We start from the raw sequence: 15,040 nt of genomic DNA, 5'->3' as shown, positions 1-15,040 counted from the left end.
CACGTTACATCTGCATGCCGAAACTGGCGCTATCTTCCTCAGAACGAGTGCGAATGCAAATGATTCTCAATATGAATGTAAAAATATTTTTTAAAAGCATTTCATACAGTGCGAATTCGCCACAGTTCCTGCCGGACCGCATGATGCACGGTCTCACGCAACCAGCGGTGCAACTGGTCCGTGTCAACACGCGGATGCCAGGCCTGAAATGGCCGTACGGGTGGCAGTTCGAACGGAAACTCAAAACTGTCCAAACCCATACGTTCAAGAGGGAAACGCTCAATGACCGTTCTGGGTAATGGCAGAATGAGATCAGTCTCGCCAATGGCTGCGATCAGGGAATGGTATGTAGGCACAACCATCGCAATCCGGCGGGAGAGCCCGTAACGTTCCTTCAGAATCGCATCAATCGGTCCATTTGACCGGCCTTTTCTGGACACGCTCACATGGTCGTATGCGACCAGAGACTGAGGCGTTATCTTACCCTTCAGAATAGGATGCCCTTTCCGAACCAGCGCGCTAAACGATGTCTCGAACAGGGTCTGACGCATAATTTCCGGGCTCAGTTCGTCCGTCGCGCCAATATAAAGATCAATCTTGTTGCCGCGCAGAGCTTCGCTGGCCGTCCCCTCCGATTCCGGTGAGAACACAATGCGGCAGTCAGGACACTCGTTTTGTAGCGCCTGAAGAATGGGGCGCCCGAATGCTCCCACCACAATATCATTTGCCCGGATAGTGAACTTTGGGGACATGGCTTTCAGGTTCAACGTAGCCCCATCATTGAGAAGGTCATCCGCCTCCCGCACGAGCGTCTGCACACGATCCCGGATACGGTTGGCAAAGGCTGTCGCCACCATGCGCCGCCCAGACATGACAAGGATCGGATCCCCGAACACGGTCCGCAAACGCGCGAGATGCCGGCTCATAGCCGGTTCACTCACCTTGAGACGGCGGGCAGCAAGGGAAACGCTTTGCTCCTCCACCAGCACCTGAAGATAACGCAGGAGATCCAGGTCATAACGGCGTCCGAGAGGCTGCTTGTCTGACATGGAACATCCTTCCTGCATTTAAGGCTCACCGTTCCCGTGAGCATAAACAGGAATAGTGCGGTCCAACATACAGAAATGAAAGGCTTCTCGATCAGTCTTCCGAAAAGTGGAATCCTCACTTATCCGAAGTGAGGGTTTTCTGCCCCCGTCCTGCCTCGATAGATGCGCTCAGACACCAAGAGAGCAGCTGATGGCATCACCTTCACAAACCGCAGCGCCCCCCGCGCAACCGTCCTACATGCCCCCTTTCGGGATGCGCACCCTGATCGGATGTCTTGGTATGTTGCTTGCCGTGCACGTTGCGGGGTTCAACGAACACATCACCGAAATCGGCCTGTCAGACATCCGCGGTGCCATGCATATCGGCCATGATGAAGGCACGTGGTTCATCTCGACCTACGAAGCGTTCAACATTGCCGCCATGGCCTTTACGCCATGGTTCTACATGACGTTCTCGATCTATCGGTTCTCAATCTTCATGACGGCAGTTCTGGCTCTTCTGGCCATCCCGCTACCCTTCATGCCAGACATGATTTCCTTATGCTTCCTGCGGGCGGCACAAGGCCTGAGCGCAGGATGTCTGCCCCCCGTCCTCATGACCGTGATGCTCAAATATCTGCCACCGCCCATCAAGGTGTTTGGTGTGGGTGGATACGCCATGAGCGCAACATTTGGCCCCAATCTTGGTGGTCCGCTGGAAGCTCTGTGGTTCGAGCATTTCGGCTGGCACTGGCTGTATTGGGAGGTCATTCCCCTCAGTGCGATTGCCATTGCCATGATGGCCTATGGTCTCCCAAAGGACCCAGTGCATCTCGAACGGTTCATGAAGTTCAACTGGCGCGGCTTCTTCATTGGTGTGCCGTCCATTCTGTGCGTGGTCACAGTTCTTTATCAGGGCGACCGGCTGGACTGGTTCCGCTCTCCGATCATTTCCCATCTGACGTTCTGGGGCGGCGCACTGTTTGTAGGCTTCCTGTTCCACGAGTGGCACCATCACAGTCCGTTCTTCCGACTTCAGTACTGGAAGAACCGTAACATCGCGATGGCCATGCTCACCCTTGTGGGTGTTCTAGTCATCTGCGGTCTGATGATGGAAATTCCGTCCACCTATCTGGCGGAAGTTCGCGGATACCGTCCGTCCCAGACAGCTCCTATCGCACTGATGGTGGCTCTGCCACAGCTCATCATGCTTCCGCTGACGGCGGCCCTCTGCAACATGCGCTCGGTGGACTGCCGCTATCTGCTCGGTATTGGCATGAGTTGCCTCGGGCTGGCTGCGTTTCTCGGAACCTGGCTCACACCTGACTGGGTGCGGGATAATTTCTATCTTCTGCAGGGCCTCCAAATCGTGGGGCAGCCCATGGTGGTCATTCCCGTTCTGATGCTGGCAACCATGTCCCTTGGCCCGGCGGACGGCCCGTTCATTTCCGGTATGGTGAACATGCTCAAAGGGATGGCCAACGCCGTGGCTGCGGCCCTGTTCGAAGTCCTGCTTCGGCGGCGCGAGCAGTATCATTCCAACATGCTTCTGGACCGTTCCGGCAACAATGCGACGTCCCTGTCCGGCATGGGAAACCCGATCGAAAACGCGATCCAGAATACGTCCCCGGATACGGCGCACGTTTCCCGCAATGCGTTGGAAATCTTCCATGACTACCTGCACGAGCAGTCTGTCGTGCTCGCTCTGGCGGATATCTACCTCGTCGTTGCGGTGGTGTGCGCCGCCTATGTCGTTCTAGCCATCATCCTGCCGAAACGCGTCTATCCGCCCGGCAAAGGCCCGGCCCCCAAGTCGGCTCCCGTTCCTGTTTCCACTCCTGTTCCGGCGGCTCCCCGTTCCGCCCCCGCACATTAAGATCCGGATCTCTCAGACATGATTTATGGAAAGCCTCTTCTTCTCGCCGGCTGTGCAGTCGTGGTTCTGACCGGACTGGCCTGGAGTGCCGATCGTTTCTTCGTGGGTGACGGCGTTCATCAGAAAACCAATGACGCGTATGTCACGGCTGACTTCACGACCGTTGCCCCCAAGGTTGCTGGACGGATCGACCGCGTACTCGCGGAAGACAATGAAAACGTTCACGCGGGCGAAGAACTCGCCCATATCGAAGACGACGATTATCGCGCGACCCTTGCCGCCGCCACGGGTGACGTGGCAGCAGCAGAAGGCGATGTGAACAACCTTCAGGCCATGTTGGCCCGTCAGGACAGCCTGATTGCCGCCGCTTCGGATACTGTTAAAGCCGATGAAGCCAGTCTGGCCTTCGCCCAGCAGAACGCCACCCGCTACCATAATCTTTCCGCTGGAGGTGCCAGCACGCTCGAGCAACAGCAGGGTGCCGATGCCCATCTGCGGGAAGTCATGGCAGCCCTCGCCCGTGACAAGGCTGGCGTTGACAGTGCCCAACAGCAGATCCCGGTTCTTCAGGCACAGATCCAGCGTGCGCAGGGCGCTCTGCTCAAAGCACAAAGCGCCGAACATCAGGCCGAGCTGAACCTGTCCTATTGCACCATTCCCGCCCCGGTGGACGGCATTGTCGGTGAGCGTGGTGTTCGTATCGGCGCGTATGTTCACCCGGGCTCAGGTCTGCTGGCTGTGGTGCCCGTTCAGAAAGCGTATGTGCTGGCCAATTTTCAGGAAACCCAGCTCACCAAGATGCAGACAGGCCAGCGGGCCACCATCTGGGTTGATACCTTCCCCGGCCATCCGCTCCATGCCCATGTGGACAGTCTGGCCCCAGCGACCGGCGTCGCCTTCGCTGCGATCCAGCCGGACAATGCAACTGGCAACTTCACGAAAGTCGTCCAGCGTGTACCCGTCAAACTGACGTTCGATGCCGGGCAGCCTCTGGCGGGCAAGGTTCGCGTCGGCATGTCTGTTGAAGCGGAAGTGGATACGGCCTCACAGCCGGAAGGACCACATGCCCGCGACAACCGTTACGCCTGGCAGTGAGACAGTCCATGCGCCTTTTCCTATCGCCGCGAATAGCCGCTCTTTTGTCCATCACAGCTCTGAGCGCCTGCACCGTTGGACCGGACTATCATAAGCCGACTGACACTTCGCCCGCGCACTATCATGAGAGTGTTGCCCCAGCGACAGACCACCCCACCGAAGCCGCACTCGATCCACAATGGTGGCAGCTCTACAACGACCCTGTGCTGACGCAGCTTGAAGCAGAAGTGGTCCGCAGCAATCTGGATCTGCGGACGGCCGCCCTGAACCTTGCTGAAAGTCAGGCGGAGCGCCGCATTGCCAGTGCGGCACAGATGCCCCGACTGGATGGGGCCGCGTCCTATGCGCGCGAGCGTGCCAGCACCAACGGTATCCTTGGCCTTCTCGGAACGACAGAACAGGCGAGCCCCGGTGATGTCGCCAGTGGCGCACAAGGGTTCGGGCCTGCTGCAGCCGATGGCGCCAAGGGCAATCCATCGTTCAATCTTCCGCAATATGGGCTGAGCGCATCCTGGGAGGTTGATTTCTGGGGACATGTTCGCCGGCAGGTTGAAGCTGCCACGGCAGCCATGCACGCCACCGAAGACATGCAGCGCAATGTGCTTGTTTCCCTGATGGCGGAAACTGCCCAGAATTATATCGCCTTAAGGAATATACAGGCCCAGATCGCCATCACGCAGCAGAGTATCGAGATCGCACGTCATAGCGTCGATCTGACAAATCTGCGTTTTACTCAGGGAACAGCGACCAAACTTGATGTCGCCTATTCCCGCGGACAGATGCATAGTTTCGAGGCCCGTCTTCCTGTTTTGAAAAGTCAGGAAGTGCATCTCATCAATGCCCTAAGTTTCCTTGTTGCCCGCGAACCCGGCGCTCTAGCCAGTATACTCGGCAAGCCCGGCGTCATTCCGCCCGTACCCACAACCATCCCGACCGGCCTACCCTCGCAGTTAGCGGATCGCCGCCCGGATATCCGTGCAGCACAGGAACGCCTCCATGCGGCGACGGCCAGCATCGGCGTTGCCATTGCAGACTTTTATCCGCGCATCACCCTCTCCGGCAGCCTCGATATTCAGGCGCTCCAGTTCAGCGGGCTGGGGTCCTGGGCATCGCGTCAGTATGGCTTTGGCCCGACCATGACATTGCCCCTTTTCGAGGGTGGTCGCCTTACTGGCCAGCTTCATCTTCGCAAAGCCCAGCAAAAAGAAGCTGCTATCGCGCTGCAGAAAACAATTCTGCATGCCTGGGAAGAAATCGACGATGCCATGACAGATCTGAGCACCGCTCAGGAGCGTCAGAAGCGACTGGAAGAAAGCGTCACCGAGAATGAAACAGCCGTTCACATTGCCCAGCTTCAGTACAGTCAAGGTGCAGGAGATTTCCTGAATGTCCTGACGGCACAGAGCGCACTTCTCACCACAAAAAGCGCCCTGTCTGAAGCCCGGGCAGGCGTATCAGTTTCGATGGCCCATCTGTATCGCGCTCTGGGAGGCGGCTGGGAAGGAACACTCTAAGCCATTTTTTCAGTGCCAGAAACAGATCCTGTGGATCTGTTTCTGGCATTTGAAACTGTTCTGCTTTAAAGATGCCCGTCTGTTAAGAAACAGTTCTTACTATATTGTCTTTTCATAGAGACAGCACTGGAAGGACTTATTTTTTAGCATTTTGTTAGTGTTTTTCTCGCAACACTCACATCTTATGACTAGCGGGACAGACTTTGTGATACGCTCTCAAGAACAGGATTTTGGAACTTACATCGAATCACTACAGGCCTGGTCTGAAAGCGCACATGATTCTTTCGTTCTTCATGCCCTCGACTGCTCAGCTATTGTTGCAGTCACAGATACACGTGGACGTATACTTTCAGCCAACGATAAATTTGTGGAAATCAGCGGCTATCCGCGTGAAGAACTGATTGGACAGGATCACCGAATGCTCCATTCGGGTATCCACGATTCGAATTTTTTCCAGAAAATGTACAGGACGATTGCACAGGGCGACGTCTGGCACGGAGAAATCTGCAACCGACGTAAAAATGGCCAGCTTTACTGGGTCGACACAACTATTGTTCCGCGCTGCGCCTCGAACGGGAAAGTAACAAACTACGTTGCCATCCGCTTCGACATCACTGCCCGCAAACATGCAGAGCAGCGCCTGACTGCGAACAAGGTCAAACTGCAGGTCGCTGTTAATACGGATTTCCTGACCAATATTTCCAACCGCACCTCATTCTCGCAGTATCTCAAAGATCTTTTTACCCGCGAACATCCTGACAACCGGTATGTCTGCCTGTGCCTTCTAGATATCGATACCTTCAAGGCTATCAACGATACGTCCGGTCATGAATCCGGTGACCGACTTCTCAAGCGCATTGCCAACAGACTGAAAACTTTTCAGTCCCCGGACTGTTTCATCGCACGCATCGGCGGAGACGAGTTCGCCATCATTCTGGTGTCGGACGAACCGCAGACATTTGAAATCCAGCTCAGGAAAATTCTTGAGACCATGCGGTTCCGTTTCCGTGGCGGGGGACTGACGCATCATTGCAGCGCCAGTCTGGGTTACGCGGTCTCGCGCCTGAATGACAGTCGGAGACGCGAAATTCTGCGCTGTGCAGATCTGGCGCTTTATGAAGCCAAAGCCGAGGGCCGTAACCGGATCAAGAAGTACGCCCACTTCATGAAGGAGAAGACAGAACGGCGCTCCCGCATGAGGAAAGCCATTCAGATCGGCCTCAAGAAAAAACAGTTCAAGCTTTTCTATCAGCTTGTACTACCAAGAAATACGGAACACCGCCCTTCCTTTGAAGCCCTGCTCAGATGGGACCATCCAGAGCGCGGACTTCTCGGGCCGCTTTATTTCCACGAAGCCTTTGAAGATGCTGAACTCAGTATTGCCATCGGAGATTTTGTTCTACGCCAGGCCCTGATGGATATCCGTCACCTCACGAAGCACAAAATTCCGTTCGATCGCATTGCCATCAATGTCACTTCAGATGATTTCCGGGATCATAATTTCACGGAGCGGCTATTTCGTGAAATGCATCGTTATTCCGTGCCTCCTGATAAAATCACGATCGAGATCACGGAAAAGATCCTCTTCGGAATGCATAATCAGCATATCCTCGATGAACTCCAGAAGCTCCACCGGGCAGGCATCCAGATCTCTCTGGATGATTTTGGAACCGGTTTTGCATCCCTCACCCATCTGCGCACCGTTATCTTCGACCACGTCAAAATAGATCGTGTGTTTACGGCCGGCGTAACGGAACGCGGGATAGATACCGCCATTATTCGGGGCGTCATCGATATCGTCCATAGTATGGGTCGAGTTGTGGTCGCTGAAGGTGTGGAAACAGCCGAACAGGCAGACGCACTGGCCGTGATGGGGTGCGATTTCTTTCAGGGGTGGCATTTCTCCAAAGCCATCCCGCTTTCACAAATCCCACATATTTTGAATCTGGGCGGGCCGCCGTGGATACGAAACGATCCATTCGTACTGGATATGGAAGTGGCGGAGTAATTCCCGCTTTCAACTTGCCAGCTAAAAAGAGAGGCAGGCACTTCCGTGCCTGCCTCTCTTGCTATTCAAAATCTCAGAACCGCTGATCAATACCGGTCAGGATTGTGCGGCGCAGACCATATTGCGGCGCACCCACGCCAATTCCGCTACCGTCACGCAGAAGATACGTCTTGTCGAACAGGTTCGTCACATCCAGACGAAGCTGCGTCTGCTTCAGGAACGGAACGTGGAACAGATCCTTGAAGGACTGAACCAGAGACAGGTTGAACGTCGCATACTGCGGCACCGACGCGCCATTTGGCGTCGCACCATCGGCTCTCAACCCACTTCCGTACACCATGGTTGCAGACAGGCGCAGCGGATGCCCGGTCTTGTAAAACGCCGTGTAACTTGTGCCCGCGGACGCCGTCCAGCGCTGGTCATGATCAAGGTGGACCCAATGCTTCTTGATGTAGGACAGATCGTCCGGATCGAAGTTCCACTCACCCGACACAACATCCTTGCCGATGGCGCGCGACCAAGAGAAGTTGCCGTAAACACTGAACGGGCCGCGTGTGTAGTCCGTTGAGAACTCGTATCCATGCACCTGTCCGCGGCGATAGTTGAACACAGACAGAATGACAGGCGAACCAAACTGCCCTTCATCGATCATGTTCTTCGCCAGCTTGACGTAGGCATCAAACGACGCGTGCCAGCCCGGCAGGATCGTCTGGGAGAAGCCGGCATCAAAGTAATGGTCGCGCTCAGCCTTGACCGTGCTGTTCTTGTAGTTCGCAGGCTGTGCAGACGTTCCCGTATATTTGTACAGGGCCGTTCCGGTTACGAGTTCGAACGGCGGCGGCGTGAAGTAACGGGAATAGCCCGCGTGGAAGGTTCCGCCATGCCAGGGCTTGTAAACGATGTTGATCCGCGGGCTGACCTGCTTGGAGTGGGTGTATTCATCCACACCATCAAAACGCAGACCGTAATTGATGGTCAGGTTCTTGATGGGACGCCATTCATCCTGAGCGTATAGGCCATACATCCAGCCAGTGCGGCCGGAACCATCATGAATGTTGGTCGTATCGCCAGAATAAACGGCATTGCCATCCTCATCTTCACCCGTCTGCGTATAAACGGTTGAGTCAGACTTGGACGTATTCCGCTCGACATAGATCTGGTAGCCGAAACGGACCGTGTGATCTTTTGCAGCCTGCCAGGTCGCATCCGTCTGGTTTCCGGTTGAAAAGACAGAGCGCGCTGCGCGCTGTGCAATGCCGTTATAAACCAGATCGCCCAGCGGATCGGGCGAGTACCGCAGGGAACTGTAACGCAGAACGGCAGATGTCTGAAAGCTCAGACGCCCCATGTCCTTTTGCAAGGACAGCATGCCGAAATCCGTGATTTCCTTCTGGTGCTCACTCAGGCTTCCACTATCCCCGGTGCCAGACTGGTTCTGGGACAGAGAGCTTCCAAGATAGGACGGATTGGCAAACTGACGCTGCTGACCCGGATTGTTCGGAAGCTGGTACTCAGCATTGGACACACCAGCCGTCAGGCTGATCCGGGTGTTCTCATCGACCGTGTAACGGGCGTGACCGAGGAAGTGATACTGATTGGTCAGATCGTGGATCGCATTAAAGCTGGGGGTCGTATTTTCAATGCCAACACGGTTGTGAACATAGTCAGCCGTCGCAAACCAGTCCCATTTCCCTTTGTGACCGCCATATTGAAGTGACGGGAAGAAATAATCGCGCGCGCCACCGTAGATGGAGATGCTGCCACCGGGATCGGAATAGCCGTTCTTGGTGTTGATATCGATCACACCGGCCTGAAGAAATCCGTACTCGCTGGGAAGCGCGCCCGTCGTCAGGGACATGGAATGTGCGAAACGGGTCATCAGCGCCTGACCGAAGACACTCATGCCTTCCGGCAGGGCCACACCATCCAGACGGAACTGAACTTCGTTATGATCGCCACGGATATGGATCTGACCATAACTATCCTGCGCGACGCCCGGAGCCTGAAGCAGAACGGATGTGAGCGGTGCATTGTCACCGCCCGGATTGGTCTCAATATCCTGACGGCTGAAATGATAGGTCGTGGCGCCCGTGGAAGACTGTAGCGCATCGCGGGCACGTTCCAGATGGGCATTAACGACGATATTGTCCTCACCCTGCCGACTGGTCTCCGTCACGGTCGTACCATGCTGATCGTCTGAATGGCCGAAACTGGAACGTGAGGTCTCCGTATCGGCACCTGTTGTTCCTGTCGTCGTTTCCTGAGCGTGGGCAGCCCCACACAGAGCCGTCGTGCATCCAAGAAGCACAAGGAAAGATCGGGCAGACACAAAAGGCAGCATGAGGTCCTCAACAGGCGAAAGATATTTTCAGCGCCAATTCTCTATTATGTTATATCATAACAGATCAAGCGGAAGCGGACCCTTTTCCTCCTGATTGTTTGCTCTGGCTTCCCGGTGAGATATAAAAGCCACAATTCCGCCGCTGCCAGGCACTTTCCTTTCAGAAGAGTATCTTTTCCCATGTCGTTCCGCAGGGTTCTTTTTCTGGGCGTCAGTCTCCTGAGTGCCTCATCGGCCCTTGCTGCCACGCGGCCTGCCCAACACCCTAAAAAGGAACAGCGGCATTCTGCTCCGAAATCTCTTGAGGCTCATGCGGACGAAACCATCAAGGTCAGCGTCAAGAGAACGGATTTTGCATTTCAGTCCGCCCAGAAACAGCCGGACGCCGATACGCGACTGACCGCAGAACGCCTCATCGAGCGCGGCGTCGTGACGTTGCGGGACATTGAGCGCGTTGCCCCCAACCTGACAATTCAGTCCATCAACGGCACAGCCTCCACGAATTTCTATCTTCGCGGCGTGGGCTTCAACGACTTTACCCAGAACAACATTCCAACTGTTCTGACCTATTTCGATGACGTGCCCTTCGCGTTCTCGACCATGGCCAGTGGCCTGATGTTCGATCTGGCAGATGCAACGGTCACACCGGGCCCGGTCGGCACCATGCATGGACAGTCCGACACAGGCGGGGAAGTCCGTTTTCGGACAGCCGACCCAACGAGCACCTGGCATTATGGCGCGAGCGAAGACATCGCGTCCTATGCCCGCAGCCGGAGCGAAGCCTACGTGTCCGGCCCCTTGGCGAAGGGACTCGATTTCCGCCTTTCCGGTCAAACCCGACAGGGCGGCGGCTGGCAGACTAATCCCCTCACGGGAGCGCATCTGGGTGATGCGGATTCCTGGGCTCTGCGTGGCAAGCTCCGCTGGCGTCCTGACAGCCGCACGACCATCATGCTGTCCGGTCATTTTGTGCAGGACAACAGCGAAGTCGTTACCAGTGTTCCCGTCGATCGCCTGATTGGCTCCCAGGGATTGCCCTCACTGGGACGACAGCAGGCGGAATGGTCGCTGCGGCCTCAGTTTGCCGATCTGATCGGCCGTCCCCGCAGCCTCAAACCCAGCGAGCACAACCAGTTCTGGGGTTTTGACCTGCATATCGACCGTGATCTCGGCTTTGCCAAAATCACGTCTATCAGTGCGTTCGAGACGGAACGCCAGGGCGAATATACGGATCAGGACGGCACAGCCGCGTCTGAGGCCGACACATACCGCACCATCAGCGCAAACGCTTTCACGCAGGAACTACGCCTGTCTTCCAGCGATCCGTCCAGCCGTCTGCAATGGGTCATTGGCGCATTTTATCAACGCAGCCGCATGAAACAGCGCTTCATGTTCGATTACACGGACTACTCGGCGCGCGGCTACATGATGTCCACCAATTTCGGGATGAATCAGGAAAGCACGTCAGAGTTCGGCCATATCAGCTACCGCCTACCACATAACATCACGCTCTTTGGCGGGATTTTGCATGAAATCGATGATCGGTCGCTGACAGGGCTGAAATCGGAAATTTTCGGCGGTGCGACGCATATCTTCCAGCCTGAAAGCACAGCCTCTGCCCAGTTCGCCGGGCAGGTTGGTGTCTCATGGCAGATGCTGCCGAGTACGATGGTCTATTACAAGCTGAGCAAGGGCTTCAAACCCGGTGGATTCAGCGCCAATAATACCCAGATTCAGGCCCAGCTTGATCCGTTTGGGCCCGAGACAGTCCTGACGCATGAGGTCGGCTTCAAAAGCGATCCGATCCCAGGAAAGCTCCGCCTGAATGGTGCGGCATTCTATAATGATTTCCACGGACAGCAGGTTGTCGGGACAGTGATGATCCCGAATTATGGGCCACTCAGCGAGATCACCAATGTTCCAAAATCCGAGAGCTGGGGTTTTGAAGGCACGGTGGAAATGCACCCGGTCCGGCATATCTTTGTCACACAGAACATCGGCTGGCAGCGTGGAAATTATCAGGATTTCCCGAACGTCAATCGTGCCGCCACGAACGCCTATTATGCCAAAACAGGCGTCTGGAAGGCCATTAACAGCGACTTTGCAGGGGTGGATAATGGGCAGCCCAAACTCACCCTCAATGGGCAGGCCGAATGGCGTCAGGCCCTGACAGACAAGCTGGGCCTCGATATCGGGCCAGACTGGTCGTATCGGGGGAGTCAGGCCATTGCTGTCGGGGGGACGGGCTTTTACCGCCTGCCACCCTATTTCCTGCTTGGCGCGCACGCGACCCTGCGCCCCGCCTCGGGGCACTGGGAAGCCACGGTGTACGCTTCGAACATCCTGAACCGCCAGTATTTCGAAAGCGGCGGCATGGCGACGACAACGTATTTCTATATTCCCGGCACCCCACGGTTTATTGGCGGCCGTATTTCAAGCAACTTCTAACCTTTATCTGGCATGGCCGAGACCCGCTTACTGGCGGGTTCCGATCATACACCGGACTAAACCCTTCAGGTCCCGGATATTCGCGTCAGTTTCGAGAGTGCAGTTCCACAAGGTGTCCATCGCACGGAAATGGATAGTGCTCAGAAGCATGTCCAGAACCGTATCGGCCGGATAGCAGAACCCATCTTCTCCCCGGTGTCTTGCGCGCTCCAGAAAGCGATGCATCTGTGCCCGTGCAGGCTCTATGCTGACTTCGCGGAGAACAGTTCCGAATTCCGGATTATGGACTGCTTCGCCCAGCAAGGTGCCGTAAGTCCGCCCAAGTGGGGTTGCAAGAAAGCGAATACGCGCTTCAACAAGCTGATCGACATCTCCGAGAAAACTTCCCGTGTCGATATCCGGTGTCAGGCTGGTCTTCCACTGACGGATCGCGTCGAAGAACATGGCCTGTTTCGTTGGCCAACGTCGGTAAACGGTCGCCGTGGAAACACCCGCCGCTTTCGCGACCCTGCCGATCGTCAGCCCCTGATAGCCTTCTTCGGTTAAGACCGTAGCTATCGCTGACAGAATCGTGTCTTTCAGCAGCAGATTGATGGGCCTACCAGGCGAACGCGCCGCCCTCATATCTCCGAGATGCGGGGGAAAGATTTCCTTTACCGCTAAAGATGATGACTGGGACATACCCGGCCTCCCTGTTGAAAAAGGTCTTGTCTTTAGCCTTAACGAAATCGAGAGGCTTTTCACAAGGGTTAAGATTGGTGCATTTCTCAGAAAAAACACCCCTCATGAAATTGTGAGCACTCTTCCCACGGCTGAAATGGCCCCTCTTCCACAGGTCCAGTCGCCAAAAGCCACCCATTCTGAGTGAGGGTCAGCGCCTCAATAAGCGGGCAGATCGCAGATCAAATAAGATTAGTGCAGCACTCCGCTCAATAAACTGAGAAATTCTTAGATTATCGCCCTTAAAAATATGAATACTTCAAATATTAATTCCTTTTTTTGAATATAAATATATTAAGGTAGGTATTAAGTTTTAATATTTAACACTTTTCGCACGGCTTCATATCAGAATGTCGGAGGCGTACAGGCACTAATCAGTTCACAAGGTTCTTCACCAATGCAGCGAAAACGATGGGGCTTGCGGCTGTCAAAATAATACGCATCTCCCGGGCCCAGAATGCGGGTCTGATCTTCAACAGTCACTTCTACCTGCCCATGAATGATGACACCGGCTTCTTCGCCATCATGAGCATAAGCCACGCCTGTATCTGCGGCAGGCTCATAACGCTCATGCAGAACCTGGAGCGCACGGCCGAACAGATTGCCTCCCACCTGCCGCAAAGAAACGCCTGACTGTCCGATTTCTGTCAAATCGGCGGCCGGATAAAAATATTTTTCCTGTCCTTCTGTCTCGAAGCTGAAGAAATCTCCCAGCGTGACGGGGATACCATCCAAAACACGCTTCAAAGTACCGATCGAAGGATTCATATCTCCGGATTCAATCAGGGAAATTGTGGAATTGGTGACACCCGTACGCTTGGCCAGTTCCCGCTGGGACAAATTCCTTGCGACACGAACGAGCCGCAATCTCTGACCGACATCCGCCACCATTCTTTCCCCCTACGTCACTAGCGCACGCAGTATGTCATAACGGTAAAGGAATGGAACACGGAAAAAGACCCTTTCTCCAATGAGATGCTGGTCTGAAGACTGAAGTTTCCGCTTTATCAAAAGGCGCTTTGTTATGTTTTTACGAAAATGAGAAAATCAGACGCGAAGATAGAGTACTTACTCCAAAGCAAATCGAAATTAATTAAATTCACTAAGAACGAAAATTCCCAGAGGCGAAATTACGTTCTTTCTGGTGCGAACACTCCCCCCAAAGAAGCCTATCCAAACTTATCACGCAGGTTTTCAATGCAAACAGAGTCTGGCTTGGGGAGAGAAACCGTCAGAGGGCGCCGAGGCTCCGCCAGATCATGTAGCTCGCAACGACGAAAATCACGCCTGCAAAAAATGTCGTCAGGGTACTTCCCGCACCAGCCAGACGACGTGCGGTAGATGTTCCAAGGGTACTGCCCAAGACACCCCCCACCACAAACAGCGCCCCCATGACCCAGTCTACATAGCCAGACAGCATATAACTTATGGCCGTACTCGCCCCAAAAGCTGCGACCGCTACGAGAGACGTCCCAATCGCATTCAGAATGGGCATCCGCGTGCAGGCGACCAACGAGGGAACGATCAGGAACCCTCCTCCAATCCCGAAAAAACCGGAGAGAAGGCCCGTCCCGAGCCCACTCGCCATGACTTTTGGCATGTTGTCGCGGTTACACGCAGCACCGGCAATCCCCGGATTTCGGCGCCCCCTGAGCATAAGAACACCCACGACAATCATCAGGATAGCGAAACAGAGAAGCAGTTTCTGACCGTCCACAGCCTTGCCCAGAGCAGCGCCAAACAGCGCCCCGACAACACCAAAAGGTGCAAACACGGCAGCACACCGCCATTTGACGGTTTTCTGCCGCGCATGACTGACAAGCCCTGCCAGTGCGTTGACGGCCACCGCCATCGCACTGGTTCCGATGGCAACATGAGGATTCTTTACCCCCACAACATAGACCATCAGAGGAACAGCGAGGATGGAGCCACCCCCACCAATCAGTCCAAGCGTGAACCCGATGATGACACCGCAGAACAGTTCAATCGCGATATGCATTGCTCTGTCTG

10 protein-coding genes are annotated in these 15,040 nt (G+C 55.1%); 5 read left to right on the top strand and 5 right to left on the bottom strand.

What is annotated here, in order from left to right:
- Positions 1-101: 101 nt before the first annotated feature.
- Positions 102-1,049, bottom strand: coding sequence for a LysR family transcriptional regulator (locus GFR01_RS00775; protein ID WP_063904446.1), 948 nt, complete (start codon positions 1,047-1,049; stop codon positions 102-104).
- 190 nt (positions 1,050-1,239) lie between these two features.
- On the opposite strand from GFR01_RS00775, the gene GFR01_RS00770 reads away from it, so the two are divergent.
- The 4 genes from GFR01_RS00770 (at position 1,240) to GFR01_RS00755 (ending at position 7,521) form a co-directional block, all read left to right on the top strand.
- Entirely contained in the window at positions 1,240-2,904 is a 1,665-nt protein-coding gene (locus GFR01_RS00770) for an MFS transporter (protein ID WP_099180910.1), read from the top strand.
- A gap of 18 nt (positions 2,905-2,922) precedes the next feature.
- A complete protein-coding gene (locus GFR01_RS00765; RefSeq protein WP_099180909.1) occupies positions 2,923-3,999 on the top strand; it encodes an HlyD family secretion protein in 1,077 nt (358 codons plus the stop codon).
- A gap of 8 nt (positions 4,000-4,007) precedes the next feature.
- Positions 4,008-5,513 carry an efflux transporter outer membrane subunit gene (locus tag GFR01_RS00760; RefSeq protein ID WP_174694635.1) on the top strand — a complete coding sequence of 502 codons (1,506 nt, stop codon included), beginning with the start codon at positions 4,008-4,010 and terminating at the stop codon, positions 5,511-5,513.
- 205 nt (positions 5,514-5,718) lie between these two features.
- Positions 5,719-7,521 (top strand): putative bifunctional diguanylate cyclase/phosphodiesterase, encoded by a 1,803-nt coding sequence (locus tag GFR01_RS00755; RefSeq protein ID WP_240283161.1) that lies wholly within the window; start codon positions 5,719-5,721, stop codon positions 7,519-7,521.
- A 73-nt stretch (positions 7,522-7,594) separates the two neighbouring features.
- On the opposite strand, the gene GFR01_RS00750 is transcribed toward GFR01_RS00755, so the two are convergent.
- Complete coding sequence (locus GFR01_RS00750) at positions 7,595-9,862, bottom strand: TonB-dependent receptor (protein ID WP_063904449.1); 2,268 nt, start codon at positions 9,860-9,862, stop codon at positions 7,595-7,597.
- Positions 9,863-10,042: 180 nt separating this feature from the next.
- On the opposite strand from GFR01_RS00750, the gene GFR01_RS00745 reads away from it, so the two are divergent.
- A complete protein-coding gene (locus GFR01_RS00745) occupies positions 10,043-12,310 on the top strand; it encodes a TonB-dependent receptor (RefSeq protein WP_099180908.1) in 2,268 nt (755 codons plus the stop codon).
- Positions 12,311-12,337: 27 nt separating this feature from the next.
- On the opposite strand, the gene GFR01_RS00740 is transcribed toward GFR01_RS00745, so the two are convergent.
- From GFR01_RS00740 to GFR01_RS00730, 3 genes are all read right to left on the bottom strand, one after another.
- The gene (locus tag GFR01_RS00740; protein ID WP_063904451.1) at positions 12,338-12,991 is read right to left on the bottom strand and encodes a TetR/AcrR family transcriptional regulator; all 654 of its coding nucleotides are present in this window, start codon (positions 12,989-12,991) and stop codon (positions 12,338-12,340) included.
- A gap of 384 nt (positions 12,992-13,375) precedes the next feature.
- Positions 13,376-13,921: a cupin domain-containing protein gene (locus GFR01_RS00735; protein ID WP_063904452.1), complete on the bottom strand. Its 546-nt coding sequence runs from the start codon at positions 13,919-13,921 to the stop codon at positions 13,376-13,378.
- A gap of 340 nt (positions 13,922-14,261) precedes the next feature.
- Positions 14,262-15,029 (bottom strand): sulfite exporter TauE/SafE family protein, encoded by a 768-nt coding sequence (locus tag GFR01_RS00730; protein WP_099180907.1) that lies wholly within the window; start codon positions 15,027-15,029, stop codon positions 14,262-14,264.
- Positions 15,030-15,040 lie beyond the last annotated feature (11 nt).

This window comes from Gluconobacter frateurii (assembly GCF_002723955.1).
Lineage (GTDB): Bacteria > Pseudomonadota > Alphaproteobacteria > Acetobacterales > Acetobacteraceae > Gluconobacter > Gluconobacter frateurii.
The sequence above is the reverse complement of the archived record's forward strand: the minus strand, read 5'-3'. Positions and strand labels throughout refer to the sequence as shown.

Excerpts from the sequence above, each read along its gene's own strand:
- GFR01_RS00775 (WP_063904446.1), bottom strand. The coding sequence starts at position 1,049 with ATGTCAGACAAGCAGCCTCTCGGACGCCGTTATGACCTGGATCTCCTG.
- GFR01_RS00745 (WP_099180908.1), top strand. The coding sequence starts at position 10,043 with ATGTCGTTCCGCAGGGTTCTTTTTCTGGGCGTCAGTCTCCTGAGTGCC.
- GFR01_RS00765 (WP_099180909.1), top strand. The coding sequence starts at position 2,923 with ATGATTTATGGAAAGCCTCTTCTTCTCGCCGGCTGTGCAGTCGTGGTT.
- GFR01_RS00760 (WP_174694635.1), top strand. The coding sequence starts at position 4,008 with ATGCGCCTTTTCCTATCGCCGCGAATAGCCGCTCTTTTGTCCATCACA.
- GFR01_RS00735 (WP_063904452.1), bottom strand. The coding sequence starts at position 13,921 with ATGGTGGCGGATGTCGGTCAGAGATTGCGGCTCGTTCGTGTCGCAAGG.
- GFR01_RS00750 (WP_063904449.1), bottom strand. The coding sequence starts at position 9,862 with ATGCTGCCTTTTGTGTCTGCCCGATCTTTCCTTGTGCTTCTTGGATGC.
- GFR01_RS00770 (WP_099180910.1), top strand. The coding sequence starts at position 1,240 with ATGGCATCACCTTCACAAACCGCAGCGCCCCCCGCGCAACCGTCCTAC.
- GFR01_RS00740 (WP_063904451.1), bottom strand. The coding sequence starts at position 12,991 with ATGTCCCAGTCATCATCTTTAGCGGTAAAGGAAATCTTTCCCCCGCAT.
- GFR01_RS00730 (WP_099180907.1), bottom strand. The coding sequence starts at position 15,029 with ATGCATATCGCGATTGAACTGTTCTGCGGTGTCATCATCGGGTTCACG.